16 protein-coding genes are annotated in these 21,400 nt (G+C 34.4%); 5 read left to right on the top strand and 11 right to left on the bottom strand.

Annotated features, from left to right (window positions below):
* Position 1 precedes the first annotated feature (1 nt).
* From AC3WRL_RS14920 to ahcY, 3 genes are all read right to left on the bottom strand, one after another.
* On the bottom strand, positions 2–1,639 hold the full coding sequence (locus AC3WRL_RS14920; RefSeq protein ID WP_214826901.1) for a BspA family leucine-rich repeat surface protein: 1,638 nt from the start codon (positions 1,637–1,639) through the stop codon (positions 2–4).
* A gap of 148 nt (positions 1,640–1,787) precedes the next feature.
* Positions 1,788–2,180 (bottom strand): inner membrane protein YiaA, encoded by a 393-nt coding sequence (gene yiaA / locus AC3WRL_RS14915; RefSeq protein WP_261512845.1) that lies wholly within the window; start codon positions 2,178–2,180, stop codon positions 1,788–1,790.
* A 249-nt stretch (positions 2,181–2,429) separates the two neighbouring features.
* Positions 2,430–3,746, bottom strand: a complete 1,317-nt coding sequence (gene ahcY / locus AC3WRL_RS14910; protein ID WP_214826897.1) for an adenosylhomocysteinase — start codon at positions 3,744–3,746, stop codon at positions 2,430–2,432.
* A 166-nt stretch (positions 3,747–3,912) separates the two neighbouring features.
* Between ahcY and AC3WRL_RS14905 the strand changes: the two genes are divergently transcribed.
* A complete protein-coding gene (locus AC3WRL_RS14905; RefSeq protein ID WP_492330645.1) occupies positions 3,913–4,443 on the top strand; it encodes a pyridoxamine 5'-phosphate oxidase family protein in 531 nt (176 codons plus the stop codon).
* Positions 4,444–4,572: 129 nt separating this feature from the next.
* Entirely contained in the window at positions 4,573–5,187 is a 615-nt protein-coding gene (locus tag AC3WRL_RS14900; RefSeq protein ID WP_214826892.1) for a 4'-phosphopantetheinyl transferase family protein, read from the top strand.
* Here the strand turns inward: AC3WRL_RS14900 and AC3WRL_RS14895 are convergent.
* The 3 genes from AC3WRL_RS14895 to porU all read right to left on the bottom strand — a co-directional run bounded on the left by AC3WRL_RS14895 (position 5,168) and on the right by porU (position 12,617).
* Positions 5,168–7,432, bottom strand: a complete 2,265-nt coding sequence (locus AC3WRL_RS14895) for an FUSC family protein (RefSeq protein ID WP_214826889.1) — start codon at positions 7,430–7,432, stop codon at positions 5,168–5,170. The two genes, AC3WRL_RS14900 and AC3WRL_RS14895, sit on opposite strands and share 20 nt — an antisense overlap.
* Positions 7,433–7,508: 76 nt before the next feature.
* Positions 7,509–8,672, bottom strand: coding sequence for a type IX secretion system outer membrane channel protein PorV (gene porV / locus AC3WRL_RS14890; RefSeq protein WP_214826886.1), 1,164 nt, complete (start codon positions 8,670–8,672; stop codon positions 7,509–7,511).
* A gap of 60 nt (positions 8,673–8,732) precedes the next feature.
* Entirely contained in the window at positions 8,733–12,617 is a 3,885-nt protein-coding gene (gene porU / locus AC3WRL_RS14885; protein WP_214826883.1) for a type IX secretion system sortase PorU, read from the bottom strand.
* A gap of 164 nt (positions 12,618–12,781) precedes the next feature.
* Here porU and gldJ point away from each other — a divergent pair, with 164 nt between their 5' ends.
* Both gldJ and AC3WRL_RS14875 read left to right on the top strand, forming a co-directional pair.
* Positions 12,782–14,383: a gliding motility lipoprotein GldJ gene (gene gldJ / locus AC3WRL_RS14880; protein ID WP_214826880.1), complete on the top strand. Its 1,602-nt coding sequence runs from the start codon at positions 12,782–12,784 to the stop codon at positions 14,381–14,383.
* A gap of 65 nt (positions 14,384–14,448) precedes the next feature.
* On the top strand, positions 14,449–15,720 hold the full coding sequence (locus AC3WRL_RS14875; protein ID WP_261512843.1) for a UDP-N-acetylmuramoyl-tripeptide--D-alanyl-D-alanine ligase: 1,272 nt from the start codon (positions 14,449–14,451) through the stop codon (positions 15,718–15,720).
* Here AC3WRL_RS14875 and AC3WRL_RS14870 read toward each other — a convergent pair.
* Positions 15,713–16,324: an NUDIX hydrolase gene (locus AC3WRL_RS14870; RefSeq protein ID WP_214826874.1), complete on the bottom strand. Its 612-nt coding sequence runs from the start codon at positions 16,322–16,324 to the stop codon at positions 15,713–15,715. The genes AC3WRL_RS14875 and AC3WRL_RS14870 overlap by 8 nt on opposite strands.
* Positions 16,325–16,353: 29 nt before the next feature.
* Between AC3WRL_RS14870 and AC3WRL_RS14865 the strand changes: the two genes are divergently transcribed.
* Entirely contained in the window at positions 16,354–16,743 is a 390-nt protein-coding gene (locus tag AC3WRL_RS14865) for an SRPBCC family protein (RefSeq protein WP_214826871.1), read from the top strand.
* 29 nt (positions 16,744–16,772) lie between these two features.
* Here AC3WRL_RS14865 and AC3WRL_RS14860 read toward each other — a convergent pair whose 3' ends face one another.
* The 4 genes from AC3WRL_RS14860 to mdlD all read right to left on the bottom strand — a co-directional run bounded on the left by AC3WRL_RS14860 (position 16,773) and on the right by mdlD (position 21,376).
* Complete coding sequence (locus AC3WRL_RS14860; RefSeq protein WP_492330644.1) at positions 16,773–17,816, bottom strand: anhydro-N-acetylmuramic acid kinase; 1,044 nt, start codon at positions 17,814–17,816, stop codon at positions 16,773–16,775.
* A 7-nt stretch (positions 17,817–17,823) separates the two neighbouring features.
* A complete protein-coding gene (gene lptC, locus AC3WRL_RS14855) occupies positions 17,824–18,417 on the bottom strand; it encodes an LPS export ABC transporter periplasmic protein LptC (protein ID WP_214826865.1) in 594 nt (197 codons plus the stop codon).
* Position 18,418: 1 nt separating this feature from the next.
* On the bottom strand, positions 18,419–19,723 hold the full coding sequence (gene bamG, locus AC3WRL_RS14850) for a BamG family beta-barrel-assembly machinery protein (RefSeq protein WP_214826862.1): 1,305 nt from the start codon (positions 19,721–19,723) through the stop codon (positions 18,419–18,421).
* Between the two features lie 333 nt (positions 19,724–20,056).
* Entirely contained in the window at positions 20,057–21,376 is a 1,320-nt protein-coding gene (gene mdlD, locus AC3WRL_RS14845) for an NAD(P)-dependent benzaldehyde dehydrogenase MdlD (protein ID WP_492330643.1), read from the bottom strand.
* Positions 21,377–21,400: the final 24 nt, after the last annotated feature.

Genomic DNA, 21,400 nt, shown 5'->3' with positions numbered 1-21,400 from the left:
ATTATTTCTTAATAAATTTAAAAGACTGTATTTTATCTTTTGAAATGATGTGTAGTATGTAATTTCCTTTAATTAAAGAAGCGATATTTATTTTCTCCTCACGTAGCAGATTTTGAAGCACAATTCTTCCACTTTTATCAAAGATTTTGTAAGTATCAAAACCTTTCATGTTTTTGATATAAATAAAGTCTGTTGCCGGATTCGGATAGATAGAGGGGTTGTTGAGATTATTTGCTGAAACACCCAATACTCTGCATTCCGATCCGGGAGTATCACCGTTGAAAACCCAGCCTTTATTAATGAGCATGTTTCTGTAAGGAATTACATCTGGTGAATAGATTAAAGGTGCTGTAGAGGCTAAATTAATATTGTTCGGGGTGCTAGGATTATTTGCCCAGCCTATAAGCGTATTGCTGTAATTTTCGCATTTTAATCCTGAATTTGCTAATATCTGCATTCCCAGAGTTAAAGAGCTTAGATCCCACGTCTGTAAAGATTGATCAAAATTTGTAGCACCATCAAACATGGCAAGCATCGTTCCTACTAAGCTGGTTTTCCAGGTATCTAAGGGCTGATTAAATGTGGAAGCACCTGAAAATAACATATCCATTGAGGTTCCTTTACTCGTATTCCAGTTATTAAGGGGTTGGTTGAAAGCGGTACAATGATGAAATATGTGGCTAAAATTGGTAACACTTGAAGTATCCCAATTGCCAATTGGCTGATTAAATTCTGGAATAAAATGAAATAGATAAGCCATATCGGTAACCTTTGAAGTATTCCAATTATCAAGAGGTTGATTGAAAGTGAAACAATTTTCAAATGTATGAGCCATTGTTGTGACATTTGAGGTATTCCAGCTGTTTAAATTTTGATTAAATGATCTTCTGTGGAAAAACATATAACTGATATCTTCTGCAGAAGACATATCCCATGAGCCAACTGGAAGGTTAAAGGTATCAACTGCTGCGGTAGCGGGAATAAAAGAAATGTGGCCAAATATATAGGTGAATTTTTGAACACCAGATGTATCCCATGTAGTCATTGAAGGATGGCCCTTAAAATCTGAATTTCCATAGAACATAAATGATACATCGTTTACGTTGGATAGATCCGGAACATCGGTTGCTGTAACCTGAAGCCTTCTGCAATTACTAAAAGCATTATTCATTGAAACCCAATTAATGTTTCCCCACTGAGCAATTTCTGTGATTTTATCGATACTTCCTACACTATGCCAGGAAATACTAAGATATGCCGACGGAAAGTTTAAGATTTCAGGGTCACTAAATCTGATTTGTTTAAAAATACCATTTCCATTACTTGCTTTTACTTTATAGGTAGCATCTGCAAGATTGGGATTTAAGGCTGTTCCGAAATCAATGAAAACCTGATTTGTGGAGGTCACATTAGAAATGGTTCCATTGTGTTGCGGGTAACCCACTTCCTCCCAGCTGATGGTGTAGTTTTCTCCAATTCCCGGAAACCATATTTGATTGTTGCCTGCAGGATGGGGGGCAATAAAGTCTATATCGGGAACAATGGCGGGAGCATTAGGCTTCCAGATTGTAATAAATTCATTTTGAGCATTTGTAATTTGAAAATAAAAAAGGATAAGGAGTAAAAATCTTTTATACATATCAATATTTTGTGAAATAAAGATAATAAAAATAGAAAACTCTCCAAATTTTTGAAGAGTTTATTGTTGTAATTGATTTATTTTATTCTTTTTTGCCTTTTATAGCCTGAATGGTAAAATATCCGGATTTTGAAATGTGATGAGTTCGTTATTCCTGAAGCATATTATCTCTTGTATTTTTCTGAACGGTAATAGCTCCGAAAAGGGCAAGTAAGAATGCAAAAGCATAAAATCCTTTTTCACTCGGAAGGATGGTTGCGTTCCAGAGGCCTATAGCTAATAATACAATAGAAGATAAAGTTGCAAACCAACAGATTCCATAATAGATATCCGTTACAGGGATATTTTCTAATTTATCACGAACGGCTTTCTGCAAAGAAACTACTGCGAATAGACCATATAAAAGGATCGTAAAATAATATCCTTTTTCATTAAGCAACATTTCGGCTCTTGCAAGACCTACGATAAAGCCTACCATTCCTGCTCCTAATGCTATCCATGACGCTGCAACGAATGCATTTGATACTCTTTGTTTTTTCATTAATTATAATGTTTTGTTTAGGGAGCCAAATATATACTTTTTTTAATTACCCTTAAACATTCCTTTTTATGGTTGAAAAGTAATAATTATTAGCCCCGATAGAAGCGGTTACCCCACAGCAGGAATGGATTAAGCATTAGAGCGAGAAGTATGAGCAGATAGCGGGAAATAGCTTCTAAAAAGAAAAACTCTCCAAAAATGGAGAGTTTCTATTATTTTGAAATCCTTTGTGAAATTCAGGATCACATTTTAGTATCTGTAATATTCCGGTTTGAACGGCCCTTTTACGTCAACACCGATGTATTCGGCCTGTTCTGGAGAAAGAGTTTCTAATTCTACACTTAGTTTTTTAAGGTGTAAAGCAGCTACTTTTTCATCTAAATGTTTTGGTAACATATATACTTCATTTCCATATGCTGCAGAGTTAGTCCAAAGTTCGATTTGAGCTAAAGTCTGGTTAGAGAAAGAATTTGACATTACAAAACTTGGGTGTCCTGTAGCACATCCTAAGTTTACCAATCTACCTTCCGCAAGGATGATAATTTCTTTACCACCTTCTAAAGTATAGATGTCAACCTGTGGCTTAACTTCTGATTTAGTATGACCATAGTTTTTGTTTAACCAAGCCATATCGATTTCATTATCGAAGTGACCGATGTTACAAACTACAGCTTTATCCTTCATTTTAAGGAAATGCTCTCCTCTTACAATGTTAAAGTTACCAGTCGTTGTGATGATGATATCTGCATTATCTACAACAGTATCTAATCTTTTAACTTCGTAACCGTCCATTGCAGCCTGTAAAGCACAGATTGGATCGATCTCTGTAACAGTAACGATAGAACCAGCGCCTCTGAAAGATGCAGCAGTACCTTTACCTACGTCTCCATAGCCACAAACTACAACTCTTTTTCCAGCCAACATAAGGTCTGTAGCTCTTCTTACAGCATCTACTGCAGATTCTTTACATCCGTATTTGTTGTCGAATTTAGATTTAGTAACGGAATCGTTTACATTGATTGCAGGCATTACTAAAGTTCCCGCTTTCATTCTTTCGTATAATCTGTGTACTCCTGTTGTTGTTTCTTCAGAAAGTCCTTTGATATCTTTTGTGAATTCAGGGTATTTATCAAAAACCATGTTTGTTAAATCTCCACCATCATCAAGAATCATATTTAACGGCTTTCTATCTTCACCAAAGAATAAAGTCTGCTCAATACACCAGTCGAATTCTTCTTCGTTTAAACCTTTCCAAGCATAAACGGGAATTCCTGCAGCAGCAATAGCAGCAGCAGCATGATCTTGTGTAGAGAAAATATTACATGAAGACCAAGTAACTTCAGCACCTAAAGCTACAAGAGTTTCGATAAGCACAGCGGTCTGGATTGTCATATGAAGACATCCTGCAATTCTTGCTCCTTTTAAAGGTTGAGATGGTCCGTATTCTTCACGAATAGACATCAAACCAGGCATTTCTGCCTCAGCAAGAGTAATTTCTTTTCTTCCCCATTCTGCTAGAGAAATATCCTTAACTTTATAAGGAATGTATTGTGTTGTAGTACTCATATGTTAATGAATAAGTTTAAATTCAATTGATAACGAACTGCAAAATTACAATTAATAATTAAGATATAAAAACAACTGATCAAGTTCGATTGATGAGATTATACATAGTTTTAAATTATCTTTATTTATTCTAAATAACCTATTTTTGCTTAAATAAATTTATACAATGAATCATACAAATACGCAGGATGAAGCTCAGAAAAAAGCAAAACCTCTGACTCCGAAAGTGAAAGAATTGATAGCAAATACTAAAAGTGTAATTTTAGCGACTGTAGATGCGGAGGGAAATCCTAATTCCAGCTATGCCCCTTTTATACAGGTGGAAAATACATTCTATATTCTTGTATCTTTTATGGCGAGACATACTAAAAATCTTGCTGAAGGAAGAAAAACATCAATGATGTTTATTGAAGATGAATCTGCAACAAAACAAATTTATGCCCGTGAACGTTTAACACTTGAAGCAACAACTTCTCAAATAGAAAGAGATTCTGATACGTGGAATAGTGTTGTTGCCAAATTAAAAGAAAATCATGGAAAAGTGGTTGATGTTATTTCCGAAATGAAAGATTTTATTCTTATCGCTTTACATCCTGTTAAAGGTTCTTATGTTAATGGATTTGGAAGTGCTTATTTTGTTGATGAGAATTTAGAAATTCTTGAGCATCGAAATGATGTTAACCACCAGTCAAAATAAAAAAAAGGCTTAATCTGAAGATTGAGCCTTTTTTATGTTGTAAAAAGTTGAACTCTAATATTTTGATTTCCGATGATTTCGAGATTCTAGAATCGTTATCTTTGCATTACTTTTACGAAATAAAAAACAATGCCCCTTTACCGAGATTTTTCAGATGATACCGCTACAATTCTTGTATGGAAATATGATGAGAGTGAAGAATTATGCATTAATGAACTTTTAGAGCCTGAAAATGCTGAGAAAGTAAAGGATTATCACCCTAAGAAACTCCTGGAGGTTTTAATGGTCCGTAAACTTTTAAAGGGATTGAAGCCCAGTTCAAAGATTTTATACAACGAAAGAGAACCTTTTCTCTCTCCTAAAGATGCAGAAATTTCTATTACCCATTCATTTCCTTTTGCTGCGATTGCAATTTCAAAAAATAAAATTGGAATTGATATTGAGAAATTTAATCCTAAAATAATGAGGGTCATTGATAAGTTTACCTATGAAAATGAAAGAGGTTTCATACCGGAAGATATAGCGGATACTTATTATACGATTATCTGGAGTGTGAAAGAAAGTATGTACAAAATACACCATTCAAAATACTGGTCTCTGAAAAAGAATTATGAAGTAAAACCTTTTGAATTAAAAAATCTTCACAAAATAAGCTGTAGGGTATATGATGATCAGTTTTCAGATGAATTCAAAGCCAAAGTAGAGTTTTTTGATGATTATTGTTTTACGATTGTGGAGGAGTAGTTTTAGATTCGTTTTTATATTTTTCTATAACTTTTCTCTGTTCTTTAGCAACATCATAAATAAGTTCCAGAACATCATGAATATTTTTCAGTTCTGTAAGATGAGATATTTTATTCGGATCATTCAAGTTTGATGGTTCATTTTCTTCAAGCTCACTTTTTCTTTTTAACATCAGATCGTCAATAGAAGAATCTTCTGGCTCAAGACGACTGTCCATTTTCAGTACTTCGTTAATTTCTTCTCCATTAAGAAGTGCAGAAGTCTGATGCATTTCTGATTCTATTTTCCGGCTCCAGCTTTCGGCATCTATTTCAGGATATTTCTCCTCATTCTTAGAATACTGAGATAGGGAAGCCGTATAAGCAGTAATAAGATGTGAAGTTGCCACAAACTGATGGACAACCTCCAGTTTCTTCTGCTGGTTTTTTGGTTCAGAGATCATCCTTTGGAAATTATCAGAAAGATTGGCCAGTGAAATGATTGCATTTTTACGTTTTACTTTATAATCTTCAAGATCAAAATCTTCCTGTAAAAATTTGGAAATGACACTTTGAAAATAGATAAGGTTGCTTTCAGCAGATTTCTTCATCAGATCAAGGTTCTGAGTGTGTTCCCAAACAGGAAGAACAACATAAGAAACCAGAAATGCTATGATACCTGCAATCATAGTATCTACAATTCTGTCTTTAAAAATGACATCTACTTTCCCGGGACTTAAAAAGTTGAAACTCATAAAAACGTAGATCGTCATAAATAGGACAGCCCAGAAATATCTCCCTTTTAATAAGCTGAAACAAAGGATCATACTCACCAAAAGTGTAGCAAATAATATGGCATTAATATGAACGAAGTGCAATATCACATAAGCAATGGTAGCACCAACGATCGTTCCATACAAACGAAGTCCGTTCCGCTGTTTTGTGATAGAGTAGGCGGGCTTTAATATTGCGGTAATTGTGATTAATATCCAATAGGTATGTCCAATCCCTAAAAATTGGAATAATGAAAAAAGATAACCAATTAATAAAGCTGTTGTAATCCGTATAGCATGCCTGAACTGAGACGATGAAAGAGAAATATTATTTCTTAATACCTTGAAATTAAGTTTCTCTTCATTAGGCATAAATTTCTTTAAATCTAGTCCGGTTGAAAGACTCTTTGCTAATTTTACATCTTGCGAAAAGACTTTATAGATCTCATTTATTTCTTTTGTAATCTCACTGATACGCATTAGAATTTGACGCAAGATCATAAAGTTTTCAAGATTCCCTGGTGTGATCTGCTTATTTCTAAGCTCAAAATATAAGGTATTCAGTTTTTTTAATTCGATATCGAGATCAAAGATGGGCTTTGCTCTTGTACCAAGCTGAAGAGAGATTCCGATATTGGTGATTTCTTCAGAAAGGAGATTGAGATAATCATGGATATTAACCAGGATCATGCTGTCTTCAAAACTTTGCTGAAGCTTTTGATAGTCACTTTCAGAAGTCATTAATTTTTCATGAAGGTCCATTGAGTTCAGGAACATCAGCATTAGCAATCGACTAGTGGTCGTAGATTCATTAACGATAGTCCTGGTTTTAAAAACGGTTTCTCTGGTTTCTTCCTGAAGATTTTTAATTCCGATCTGTTTAGCAATGACCTGTGTTGTAAGTTTATCAAAATCGGGATTCTTCTGATAATAATTAGCCTTAATTTTTAAGAACTCAGCCAGTTGAAGATAGTTTTCACCAATCATCTGGCTGGCAAGTTTATAGGGTTGTATGGTAGTAACAATAAGGAATATCAGTAAGAACCAGATACATCCCGAAGCAAAAATAAGAAGGCTTTTAAAAATATTACTTCCCGTGAGATGTCCATCAATAAAGATAGCTAACACCACCAAAGATAATGAACCAACGGCAGCCAGCCTCTGTCCATAAACTCCTATTAATGAGAAAAACATTGCAAATACAATGATCTCCAGGATAACGAGAACTTTTATATGCATCACTAAACTTGCAATAAGGGATACGAGTACAAAACAGAAAATAGCAAATGTTAATGCATTTCTTCTTCTTATAAAAGGTCCGGGTTGATCAGTAAGGGCTACGAAGCTGGTTCCAAGAGGAAAAAGGAAATATTCCTTTAAAATTCCGAAGTGGGCAAGAACTAAACAAGGCAATACAGTGGCTAATGTAATTCTGATGGCAGAATATACATATTGACTGGTTACAAATTTTTTTAGCTCCGCTGAATAGTTCATTTTACAAAAATAATTATTGGAAAACAAAAAAGCCTCATAAATATGAGACTTTTGTAAACTTATGTATTATATTTTTTTAATAATCAACATTAGAAGTTTCATCTCCGATATTCCAGGTTAAACCGAAACGAAGTGTATTATCTAAAGCTGTATTAATTTTAGACATATTGATTAAGTAAGAGATGTCAAGTCCAAAAGAACGGTATTTCAAACCAACACCTGCAGTTGCAAATTGTCTGGCTCCCTGTTCTTCGCTTTCACGGAAATATCCGGTTCTTACTGCAAAAGCATTATCATATGAATATTCTAAAGCACCACTATACATAATGCTGTTTTTATTTTTGAAAGATTTTCCGATACCTGCAATTGGACCTACGTTTGGTACAGCATACATCGGCTGTCTTGTATTTGGATCCATTCCTACAAATTCAGAACCTGGAACCAAGATCTTAGAACCTTCTACGCTTAATCCTATTTTATTGGCATCATCTAAATACATATCATATCCAACCCCTAATCTTGCCATAGTAGGAAGATAAGATCTGGATTCTTCATTTCCTGTATAGTCCAGTTTAGGACCTAGGTTCTGAATTGTGAAACCTGCATTCAATTTACCATCATAACCTCCGAAACTTGAAAATCTTGGAGAAGTATAGTATCCTGAAACGTCTACTGCAAAAGAGTTTGCAGGCTTAAGAGTAGTATCTGTATTGAAACCTCCGGCTAAATCTGAACGAATAAATCTACCAGTTACAGCCATGGAATAAGAATCTGAAAGTTTTAGTGCGTAGGCAACATCAATAGAGAATTCATTAGGTTTTGATGTTCCCATAGAAGCTACCTCAGTACCTACTAATTGAGTTAAATCCACCTGACCCATATTGAAGTAATAAATACTTGCCGAGATCGTAGATCTTTCATCCTGACCTAAAAATTTATGGAATGCTCCATATAATAAGAATACATCATTAGTCAGTTTTCCCATGTATGGGGTGTAGTTAAGGCCTACGGAAGAACTAGTTCTGCTAAAAGGGTATTTCGCTGCATTCCAGAATTGAGAAAATGCATCCGGAGAGGTAACGACACCTTGATCACCCATACCTCCAGATCTCGCATCTGGCGCAATTCTTAGAAATGGAGCTCCGGTTAATACAGGTCCTACCTTACTCAGATCTTGCGAATAGCCTAAAAAACCAGCAGTAAAACCAATTCCTAAAAGCAGTTTAGTAGTTAAATTCATATGTTGTCTTTTATATATTATCAGTTTTTTATTAATATTGTTATTTATACTTCTTTTATTTTACTTCAAAAGTACCATTTTTTCTACAGCTGTAGCACTTCCTTTGCATTTTTCTTGATTTTGACTTTTTGCAAATATCTTAAAAATATACGTTCCCTTCCCAACAGTTGAACCAAAATCATCTCTTCCGTCCCATTCAATTGCTTGTCTTGGCGTTCTAAAGCCCTGTAAGAAGGGTTCTGCAACTACTGCTTGAGATAATGTTCTTACTAATTTTCCTGTTATTGTATAGATTTGAACATTTACATTTAATATATCATCGCAATTATGTTCAAATTGAACATAGGTTTTGTTGGTAAATGGATTTGGCCAGTTAAGCGGTCTGTTAATTACCAGATGCTGATCGGCCTCATCCTTAACTTCAAAGTTTAACGTTGCAGACGTAGAATTATTGTTTATATCCCAAACTTTAAATGATAATTGATGTTGACCTACTGCTAAATTCCTGAAAGGGTAGGTTACATTTCCTTTTTGGTAATCTGCAAGACTCGGGCTCAGACATCCGTTTCCTTCTCCCGAAGCGTAAAAATCATTTAATACGATAGTGTTAATAATTTGTCCGTCCAAATATACAGTAATATCATGACCGATACCAGCACCTGTAGAATTTATTCCTGTATCATCAGTTACACAAGCTAGCAACATCGGATTTTGATCTGTAATTCCTCCGTCTGCAAAATTGGTGTTGTTCATATACAATTTTACTTTTGGCGGTTCACTATCATTAATTCCGTTTGGATTAACATCTCCAACCTGTACAGACTGGTTGTTGAAGACATCAGTAGATTTATTATCGGCATATCCTAATATCCTTCCTTCACCTACTGCATAATTGATATCTTTTGGAACATAAAACTCGACATTGAAAACTCCGTTGACAGCCATTCCTGATGCTTTTACAATAGCACTTCCTTCTTCTGTATAGTTTAATATCGGATCTAAGGCTCCACTGTTATTTAAAGTTTTTTTATTTAATCTTTTATCAAAAATGTTAATTACAACTCTTCCGTTGAATGTAGTGTTAACTGTTCCATTTGCATTATTGATATGTCCTTTCACTTTTACAAAATCTAATCCTCTGATCAGCCCTGGTACAGGGGTGTCAATATTATCAATAACTAATAATCTTTTGGGCCTGCTTAATTTCATAGCGGGATCACCAAGAAGATTTACTTTTAAATGATCAGTTTGTGGACCTTTTTGTTTTTTAGCATTTAAATGTGCCAGTCCTAATGTTTCAAAATCATCATTTACTAATTTGAAAATATCCTGAGTATATAGGTTTGTAAAATCACGGCCATAATCTACACCGATAGCACGGCTTGATGTGATCATAGCTGCAGGGCCTCCTTGTTTCATTTTAAGGAAACGTTCTCCGGCAGAAAATGTTTCCGGTTCATCCCATAATGTAAATTCACACGTTATTGTGGATACAAATGGAAATCTACTGTATACATTCGAAAAGTTATTGGCATTGTTGATTTCATCCAGAGTTAAAACTCTTTCCTGGGCCCAGCCACTGATCCCTCCATGTCCGAAATAAAAGAGATACATGGTATTTCCAATATCGTTGGAGATTGCCTGGTTTACTTGTGGATATCTACGCCCCCCCGCTGTACTTTGAGCCTGAAAGGCATCTAAATACAGTTTTCTTACATTATATTCTTTAAGATTATTTGATCCAGCCTGTTCAAAAATAGTTTCTAAGGTACTGTTCATTACATTATGAAACGGACTCCCATTATCAGTATCATCATCAACAACAAAATCAAGTTTCATACGCCATTCTCCAAATGGACTGGATTGGCCTGGTAATGAATTGTAATAAGCAAGGGTTTTATCTATCATAACTGTTGCTTCCGTAATGTTAGCCGCTGGAATTCTTCCTACTGGAAGATCCGGAAGGTTACTTGGAATAGATGCCGACGTCTGAGGTTTTGTCATGACAATATAATCATCAGTTACATAAGAGGTAATGAATTCTGAAGACTGCTCACTTTGATAACTTGACACGACATTAGAATTATTAGGAACCCTGTTTTTATAATCATATGAAGTATCTCCTAAAATAAAAACATATTTTAAAGCTCCTGATGGAGTATTTAATTTAGTTACAAAATCACGGATGGCCGTAAGATCTCTGCTTCCGCTACCAAATTCATTATAGATTTTATTAGCATCTACGATTTGAACATTAAAATTATTCTTGGTTTGATGATAGCTGGCTAACCTTTGAGCCTGTGACATCATTTCCGGAACCGTAATTATCAAATAATCTACATTTTGTAATCCGGAGAGATTTTGATTTCCAATCCTCTCTACAAATTGAGGTGAGTATGCAGCATCTGCTTTGAAGGCTACAAACTCGTTGTTGAAATTTACATCAGCAGTAACATATCCAAAGTTAAAATTCGCGCTACCCGCTGCTTTGTTTACCCTTCTGTTTGCATTGGTAATATCCGTAACATCCCAAATTTGCTCCAATCCTGAAACATTGTTTACGCTAAAGCCGTAATTGGTATTAGTTCCTGTGGTAAGAGAGAAATCTCTAAAGTTCATTTGGGAACCATTATATTTTAGGTCTTCTTTATATTGTACTTCTACATAATCAAAGTAAAATAATCCATTAGGATTGGTCGTAATGCTGGGTTTGTAATTAAAGGAGATCTGATTGCCACTTAAATTAGTGATGTCCCCAGTATAAACAAATGGTATATAATCCAGATCTGTTGGAATGGTTGAGTAGGTTTGCGCATTTTGATTGTTGATATCAAAAGAAATACTGTTACCCTGAGTTTTATACCCTATTATCTTTGTTCGGTATTTTATATTATCTGCACCCTGAATAGGTGAGGCGAGGTTGAACGTAACGGTCTTGTCAGTAGTGAAAGGTGCTTCTTCAGTCCATACTCTTCCTACTTTCATGATATTTTTTTGGTCATTATTAATAACCTGATAATTATCAAATCGCGTAATTAAAGCTGCCGGAAGATTAGCATCTATAGGCTGAACTCTTTTTCCTTCTCCTTTATCAAAGTTGATAAAATAATAAGAAAAATCATCATAAATATTTTTTGTATTCTCACTTCTGTCATTTCGTTCATCAGCTCTTTTTATACCATTACCGTTTGATTTATTGTAAAGGTTATATCCGTTTGGACCTTGAGCATAGAACAATGCATAATCTTCATCATTCCAAGTGCCATCACTTTCTCCTACTACCTGTATTGCATTTTCCTGTAAAGCGCTATATTTTACATCCTGATTAAATTCTGGAAGCATAATTCCTCCATTGCCATAGATTCTGAAATTTCTTGGATTTATAGATGAAGGATTAATGCCATTATCCCTTAAAAACTGTGTCGTGATTTTAAAAATACCTGATTTGTCAACTTTAATTTTATAAAAAGTACCACTCGACAAAGGGTTGTTATTTGTACCAACCTTAGCAGCACTCATAATTTGGTTCGAAGCACTGCCTTCTGAAATTTCAAATGATGAAAGCCTCTGGATTCTCCCTTTTACATTTTTAAATAAACCGACATTCACACCGGCATATTGTTCCCCTTCAAAATAGTAGTAAGAAACATTTGTAATGTCATAATCTGGGATTCCGTTTTTACCCAATTCAAACAAATCTCTATTTGAAACGGTTTCCCAAACTAAATTAGAAATCTTTAACTGCTTTTCTCCTATTTTTTGTTTGGTTGTTATAAAAATGTTATTTTGGCCATACGAAAAACCTGTATTTTTAAAATTAGGGAGATTGATTTTTGTATCGCCAAAATCTTGAATTTTTGATCCATCCCATTCGATGTTGATTTTTTGAGCATAAAGCGTTGATACAAAAGTCAATAAGAGTAAAAACGTAGTTAATTGTTTCATGTTTGTTTTTGAAATTTCTAAATTACAAAATAAATGAAAATTTTATAATTAAATTGCGATACAATAAAATTAATTTGTTAACGTTTTTCAAAAAAATCAAATGTTTACTTGATTTATTGAATAATTTATTTTTTCTTTGTACTTTGAAAATATTTATATCGACTATGAAAAAACTAAAGTTGTTTTCATTAATAGCATTAAGTTCTACACTTGCATTAACCAGTTGTGGTGGATCAGGTACCAACAAAGGTGGAGGTACTAAAAAATTTATCAGTAAGACGGGTTGGAAGCCAAACGAAAAACAAGGTTGGTTTTTTGCAGGAAAGCAACAAAAACAGAAAGGTTGGCCGGGGATGGTATATGTAGAAGGTGGAACTTTTACAATGGGATTAGTGAAAGATGATGTAATGCACGATTGGAATAACTCACCTCGCAGAATGCAGGTAAGTTCGTTCTTTATCGGTGAAACAGAGATTACTAACTATGAATACCGCGAATACCTGACATGGTTGAAGTATGTATTCCCACCTAGTGATCCAAGTTTTAAGGAAATCTATAATGGTGCTTTACCAGATACCTTATTATGGGATAACAAACTATCTAGAAATGATTACAACGAGACGTATTTCCGTTCTCCTGAATTTGATTACTATCCGGTAGTAGGTGTTTCTTGGACTCAAGCAAATAGATATTGTGAGTGGTTAACTGACAGAGCTAATGAAAAAGCATTAATGTCTGCAGGAATCATTGCTAAAGATTTGTATATCAATGAATCCAATAATCAAGGTGGAACTGCATTTAACATGGATAAATTCAAAGCGAATGATCCTGAAATGCAAGGGTATATCAATGAACAGAGAATGCAGCAAAAATCAGGTTTAAAAACAACAAACCAAAGATTGCTTTCTGCTAATAGAGCTCCAAACTCTGCAATGGTTCAGAAATTCAGACTTCCTACAGAAGTTGAATGGGAATATGCAGCACTTGGTATGGCTAAAAATAGAGAATATAACCAATACCTAGGTAAAAAACCGGAAATCGAAAGATTGAGAGGTACTAAAGGAAGAGACAGAGGGATGTTCCTTGAGAACTTCAAAATGGGTAGAGGTGATTATTCAGGTATTGCAGGCTGGAAAAATGATGGTTCAGCAAGAACTTCAGATGTTAGACAATATCCATCTAATGACCTTGGGGTATATGGGATGTATGGAAACGTATCTGAATGGGTTGCCGATGTTTACAGACCAGTTATTGACGAAGATTTCAGTGACTTCAACTACTACAGAGGAAATATGCCTCAGGCTGTTGTAAAGAACGGAGACGGGACTTACAAAATGGTAGATGAAGGTTCAATAAAATATGATACTTTAGCTGATGGTAGATTAGTATATAAAAGTTTACCAGGACAGTTTGAAAAACAAACTATCGCTGATTACAGAAACTACAGAGATGGTGACAGACAATCTTCTTTAGATTATTATAAAGCGGGAGACTCTGCAACAGCTTATGATATGTATAATTCTCCAAAACAGAGATTTATTGTAGACGGATCAGGAAAAGTAATTATGCAGAAGGATACTAAAGACAGAACATCTGCAATGTCTAATGATATCAGAGTAATTAAAGGAGGTTCTTGGCAAGATACAGCTTATTGGCTGGATCCGGGACAAAGAAGATATAAAGATCAAAATAGAGCTTTTGGATGGATTGGATTCCGTGTTGCTCAAGATGCTAGAGCAGCTGACAAGAGTAGAACTAGAAGATAATATTTATCAAAAAAATAATATAAAAAACCTTCCTAAATACTGGAAGGTTTTTTTATTTTTGAACTATGAATACAGAACAGTTTTATCCTTTATTTTTGAAGGCCAATAAAGTTACGATTGATAGTAGGAAAGTAGAAAATAATGATATTTTCTTTGCTTTTTCGGGAGAGAACTTCAACGCAGCGACGTTAGCGGAAAAAGCTATTTCGATGGGAGCGCTGGCTGCTATTGTTGAGCTTAAGGATTTCGAAGATATTGGTAAAAATATTTTCTATGTTCCTTCAACATTAGAATTTTTACAGGCTTTAGCTATACATCATAGAGATCAGTTAAATATACCTATTATAGGGCTTACCGGAAGTAACGGTAAGACGACTACAAAAGAGTTGATCCATGCTGTTCTGTCTGAAAAGTATAATGTTCAGTATACCTATGGTAACCTGAATAATCATATCGGAGTTCCCTTGACGATTTTATCAATTAAGCCAGATCATGAGATGGCTGTTATAGAAATGGGTGCTAATCACAAAAAGGAAATTGAACTTCTGTGTTCTATATCAAAACCTGATTATGGTTATATCACAAATTTCGGAAAGGCTCATTTAGAAGGTTTCGGAGGTTTCGAAGGTGTTATTATAGGAAAGTCTGAATTATATGATTACTTAAAAGAATCTAATAAGACGATCATCATTAATGAGAATGATGACATTCAGGTGAGTAAAAGTGAAAGCTATGAACCGAAAATAACTTTTGGAAAACCAACTTCAGATTATTATTTTGAAGCTTATTCTGAAGATCATTGTGTTGGGCTGTCTTATCAAAATACAAAAGCTCTCTCTAAACTTACTGGAAATTATAATTTTACGAACCTTTGTGCAGCAGTAAGTTTTGGACTTCATTTTGGAATTGATATCGAAATAATAAAACATGCTATTGAAAATTATACGCCTACTAATATGCGTTCTCAGATTGTAAAGAAGGAGGGGCGAACATTGGTTTTGGATACTTATAATGCCAATCCGAGTTCAATGACAGCTTCCTTACATAACTTTGTAACTTTTGAAGGAAGTAAAACCATTATTATTGGAGATATGCTTGAATTAGGAGTGGAGAGTGAAGCCGAACATCAGAATATTTTAAAACAAGCATTGGAACTAGGCTTTGATGAAATTATTACAGTAGGTGGAAACTTTAAGAAAGTAAATAGTGTAACATTATCTTTTAATAATACCCAAGAGCTAATAGAATATTTAAAACTAAATGGAATTCAATCAAAAAATATTCTATTAAAAGCATCAAGAGGCATTTCTCTGGAAAAGGCAGCAGACTTTATTTAGTCTTGCTATTCCGAAATTCTTTAACAATCAGCTGAATGTTTTTGAAGGTGTTTGGAAAAACTTCATTTTCTATCTGAGAAGCGTTTTTCCAGGCTACTTCAGTGATGCCTTCTTCGATCTGCGGCTTTGAGGTATCTTCTCCATCAAAGCTCATTTCAAACCAATGGGTACACTTCAGGATCTTATCACCATTTCTTTCTACATAGATATGGTAGGTTGTATTAATGAACTCCAGTAATTCAACATCCTTTAGTCCCGTTTCCTCTTCAATTTCCCTTACAGCAGATTCCTCTCTGGATTCTCCTTTTTCCATTTTACCTTTGGGAAGATCCCATTTTCCGAGTCTTTTGATAAAAAGAATCTCTCCCTTGCTATTATTTACCAATCCGCCAGCCGCTTCTATAATCCTGAAAAGGTTTTTAAATTCTTCCCAAATTGTATCGATATCATCTCCAAATACATTTAATTCTTTTACAGATGTATTTTCCAGAAGATCCAATGCGATTTCAAAAGTTGTGAAGTTTTCATACCTAACATTTTTTTCCAGGTTTTCAGACTGTTTAGACAGCAATAATTTTTTTTCGTTCACAAAAACTTTATACATTTGTAGGAATTTAAATACAAAAATAAAAAATGAATTTAGAAGGACGAAAAATTATTGTCAATAAATCATCTAAAGAGTTGGCGGAACTGCTAAAAACACCTGACAACTATAAAGAATTTATGCCGGACGGACTTCAAAAGTTTGAAAGCAGAGAAGATGGATTTAAATTCGGATTGCAGGGAATGCCGGAAATAGCTTTAAAGATAGATGAAGTTACAGATGAAAAAGCTGTTTTAAAATCGGCAAGTTCAAGTCTGGATTTTTCATTAACAGCCACTTTAAATCCTCTCAATGAAAACCAGACAGAAGTACAAATGCTTTTTGAAGGTAAATTCAATCCATTTATAAAAATGATGGTAGAGAAGCCTCTACAGAATTTCATTAATGCATTAACGGATAAAATAGAAGCTTATAAATAATAACTAAACCTTCAGAAATGAAGGTTTTTTTATGCGATAATCCCAGAACTGTGGTCTCTATAGCTTCCAGTAGCTGAGGAAAGTACATTAATATCATTAGTGAGCTTTAAAGCACCCATTAAGGCAAAGATTAATGCTTCTTTGTAATCAATGATCTGTTTTTCGGGGATAATAATCTCAGCGCTGGTTTTCGTTCTTATTTTTTCAATAAGAAAAGTGTTGTAAGTTCCACCGCCAGTAAAAAGAATGTTCTTCAGGGCATTATCATTAATTACATTTGAGATCTGTTGGGCAATATGTTCTGTAAAGGTTGCTAAAAGATCAATCGCCTTTATATTTTCAAAACTGTTGAAAATATGGTCATTACACCATTCAATTCCCAAAGATTTTGGGTGACCCTGTCTGTAAAAATGAAGCGAACCAAGTCGGTCAAGTAACTTTTCGTTAATTGTTCCTGTTCTTGCAAGATCACCATTTTCATCATAGTCTTTACCAAATTCCTGAACTAATTTATTGAGTACAATATTTACGGGTACAACATCAAATGCTATTCGTCTATTATTGTATTTAAATGAGATATTTGAAAACCCACCCAAATTAAGACAGGCATCATAGTGAGAAAAGAGTAGTTCATCTCCAATAGGGACGAGTGGGGCACCATTTCCACCCATTAAGACATCCTGGGTTCTGAAATCATAGATGACAGGGAGGCCTGTCTCAAGTTTTATAGCCCTTCCATCTCCAATTTGCAGCGTAATTTTTTTTTGAGGCTGATGAAAAACAGTATGACCATGAGAGGAGATGACATCAATATTTTTTAGTTGATAAGCATCAATGAAGCGACGAACTGATTTTCCCAGATAAAAACCATATTCGGCATTTAGTTCCAGTAATTCTTCAGCTGAGAGATAAATGGAATTTCTAAGTTTATCCGCCCAGTTTTTAGGATAAGGAATGGTTTCAGCTTTCAAGATCTGAAAGCTCCATTGATCCTGTTTTTCGAATTGTACAAAACAAATGTCTAATCCGTCTAAACTGGTGCCTGACATTAGACCTAACGCTCGTAGAATCATTAAAGATTTATTTTTTAGATTCTGATAGTTGTTTGGAACTGAAATCTCCGGAATTGTTGAAGAAAGTATATTCAGAGAAATCGTCTTTAGCGGTCATTCCATTGGCTCCTACAAGTGTAGAGCCATCTGCCATCGTTACAAATACTGTATCTTTGGTGTAAATGCGGTTTTTTCTTTGATCCCAATAAATGCTTTGCATGGCAAATCTCTGCCCCTCATTGGTCGTAATTCTTACATCACCTTTCGCTTCATAGAATTTTTTATATTCAAAAATTCTGGCATATTTGGCGGTGATCTTTCCAGGGACTTTTGGCTTTTTCTTATCAAAAAATTCAATGTTGATCCCTTTTCTGGCAACAACATAAGGACTGTCTATAAGCTCATATTTTTCAATAATGGGAGCTAGTGCTTTTAAAGTAACAAATCCTGAATCTCTCTGTATGATATTGGCATTATTAATGATCTGTGATGGAAAATTCTTACTTTGACTGCCATTTCGTTTTGTAAGGTCTTCTTCACAGGATATCAATATAAAAAATATAGCACAACTAAAAAGGCATGCTATATTTTTTTTATATGATAAGTTTTTAAACAGTTTCATTCTAGTTGTATAAACTCTTTCTGAACCACTTGTCAGCAAAATTGAACCCTACCCTTAGGTTGATGAAATTCTGATTAATCAGGTTGTTATCTAAAGTTCCACGTTTACCAACTTCTACACCTAATTCAAGTCCACTCATTCTTGTGATACTACTTGTTTTGAATGGAAGCATTACCCCTGCAGAAATTCCAAACTTGTTGATGTTATTACTGCCTATTTTTAAACCCCCTCTTTCATAGAAAGCTCCATATCGGTATACCACTCTGGAGAAATAGTTTCTGAAGTTATTATAGTTAGGTAAATACCATCCTCCGGCAGATATTCTGTATGTATCATCGAAATCTACTGTTTTCCCAAAATAGGAAATACTTTCACCTTTTTTATAGTCTAACTGACCAGATACGAACCATTGGTTTTCACTTCCATATCCTACCCCAAATGATGCTTGTATCGGTAAGAGATTTTTAGAACTTGTGCTTTTCTGCTCAATGATTGTTTCATAAGCCTTAGTATCCACAGCTGAATAGAAGTAAGTACTGTTTTTATAATCAGTGGTCATATTACTAGTGTTACCAAAAGTAGTAGTTGCACCAATTGTCAGTTTTTTATCAGTACGGGTATTTAGGTGTTGATAGCTCCCCCCTAATGTAAAGTTGAAATTTTTAATGCTGTTTTTGGTTTCATAAGCATTAATCAACTCAGAATAAGGAGCATTTGGGTTAGATACCTGATATGGATTTGAAAATTCATTGGTATCATAAAGGTTTCCAAAATAATAGTTAGCTCTTAAACCTAGGGCAAACTCATTGTTTACTTTATATGATACGGCAACCTGAGCAGTATTTAAAGTTCCGGTTCCTTTAAAATTATTCTGATAAATGCCACCATCAGGTCGTTTCTCTATATTTTGAATATCATAGCTCTTTGAACTGTAAGGCTGATAGGATAATCCCATTTTAACCCTCGAAGAGATAGGAAATGCTAATGAAATATTAGATAAATACGTAGAATGTTTGGTAGACTTCGTATTGTTATAATTCGTTTTGAAATAGTTGTTTTCGTTGGTTGCTTCAAGCTTAATACTCGTAAGTTCGAAATTCGTATTATTTGCTGGATTGGCAAAGTTGAAATTACTAGTGAAATCACTTATAAAAGCCGTTGAAATGCCACCCATAGAAGCTGTTTCAATCGTATTATCATATTTTACATCTCCGATTCCGTAAGTTGCATATGGTGAATTGCTTAAACTCTGCGCATTAAGGAAATACCCAACAGAAATGAATGATAGTACAAAGATTTTTTTCATTCTTTATTTTTAAAATAATGCGCAAATATCTTAAATATTAATGAATTGTAAAAATTTCATGAGGTTAAAGTTTGTTAAGGGAGATTATCTTTAAACTTAAACAGAATTTTTTATTACAAAATTAAATATATAAGGAGTGCTGCTTATTTTTGTAATTATAAAATATACTCATTAAATTGAAAGGTACATCTTTCACTAGCATAATGATTTAGACGGTTAGCTGGGGTTTTATTATAAGTTTTCTTTTTCATTAAAAGATAAAAAAAGAGACCGCTTTCATCATTGAAAACTGTCTCTTTAAATCTTATTTTATTTATAGAAATAAAGGATTTTTTATTTAACCTGCAGTACAGATCTGCTATGGCTGAAGGCATAAAAGCTAAATTTCCCATGATATTTTCCCATTCCGGAGGTTCCAACACCACCAAAAGGTAGAAAATGTGAACCAACATGAATAATAGCACTATTGATTTCAGCATCACCACTTGTTGTTCTGTTCAAAACATCATCTGCAAATTCCTGACTTTCCGAAAAGACATACAGCGCTAAAGGTTTTGGACGGCTATTGATCTCTTCCAAAACAACATTAATATCCGTATATGTCATAATGGGTAATATCGGGCCAAAGATTTCCTGTTGCATCACCTGATCATCCCAGGTTACATTATCCATTAGTGTAGCTTCAAAATGACGGTTATCAAGATTATATCTGCCACCATAAATTACTTTGTCAGGAGCTGCTTCCAAATAGCTGGCTAAATGTTTGATTTGTCCTGGATTTACAATCTTTCCTATTTTTCCCAGAGATCCATCAGGATAGGTAGCCTTTAGATAGGCTGTAAACTTGCTGATAAATGTATCTTTTACGGATTCATGGATATAAATATAATCCGGTGCTACACAGGTTTGACCACAATTGATCCATTTTCCATAAGAAATCTTAGCCACGGCTTTATCCAGATCAGCGTCCTTATGAACAATAGTTGGTGATTTGCCCCCCAATTCCAGAGTTAGTGGGATCAGTTGTTCTGCTGCTGCTTTCATTACAATCTTACCGACGTTTGGACTTCCGGTAAAGAATATGTAATCAAAAGGAAGACTTAATAATAAAGTATTTTCTTCTATTGCTCCCTGGATCACTTTTACATATGATTCATCAAAAGCTTCGTTTACAATATCTTCAATTACTTTAGCCACGTGAGGTGTATTTTCAGAGGGTTTGATAATTGCCGTATTTCCGGCGATCAATGCTCCGATCAAAGGGCTGAAAGTAAGCTGAACAGGATAATTGAAAGGACCGATAATATAATTAACACCGTAAGGTTCATACATTATTTTGCTCACGATCTCACCACCTGATGGGTGTGGTTTTGATTCTACAAAAGTAGGTTTTGCCCATTCATCAATGTTCTCTAACAGATAATCCAGTTCGCTTGATACAATTTGAATTTCTACATATTCTGCCTCTTTTCTGCTCTTACCCAAGTCAATATCTAGAGCTTCACATAAAGCATCTGTGTGACTTAGAAATACGTCACGGAATTTGCTTAATTGCGCTTTTCTAAATTCAATATCTTTAGTTTGGTTCGTCTTGAAAAATGCCTTTTGTTTTTCAAATACATTCCTGATGTGTTGGTCTAGTTCTGGTGTCATTTTTTTTCTTGTTAATATTATTGG

The sequence above is a fragment of the Chryseobacterium sp. FW101-FHT12H09 genome (assembly GCF_058790395.1).
The sequence above is the reverse complement of the archived record's forward strand: the minus strand, read 5'-3'. Positions and strand labels throughout refer to the sequence as shown.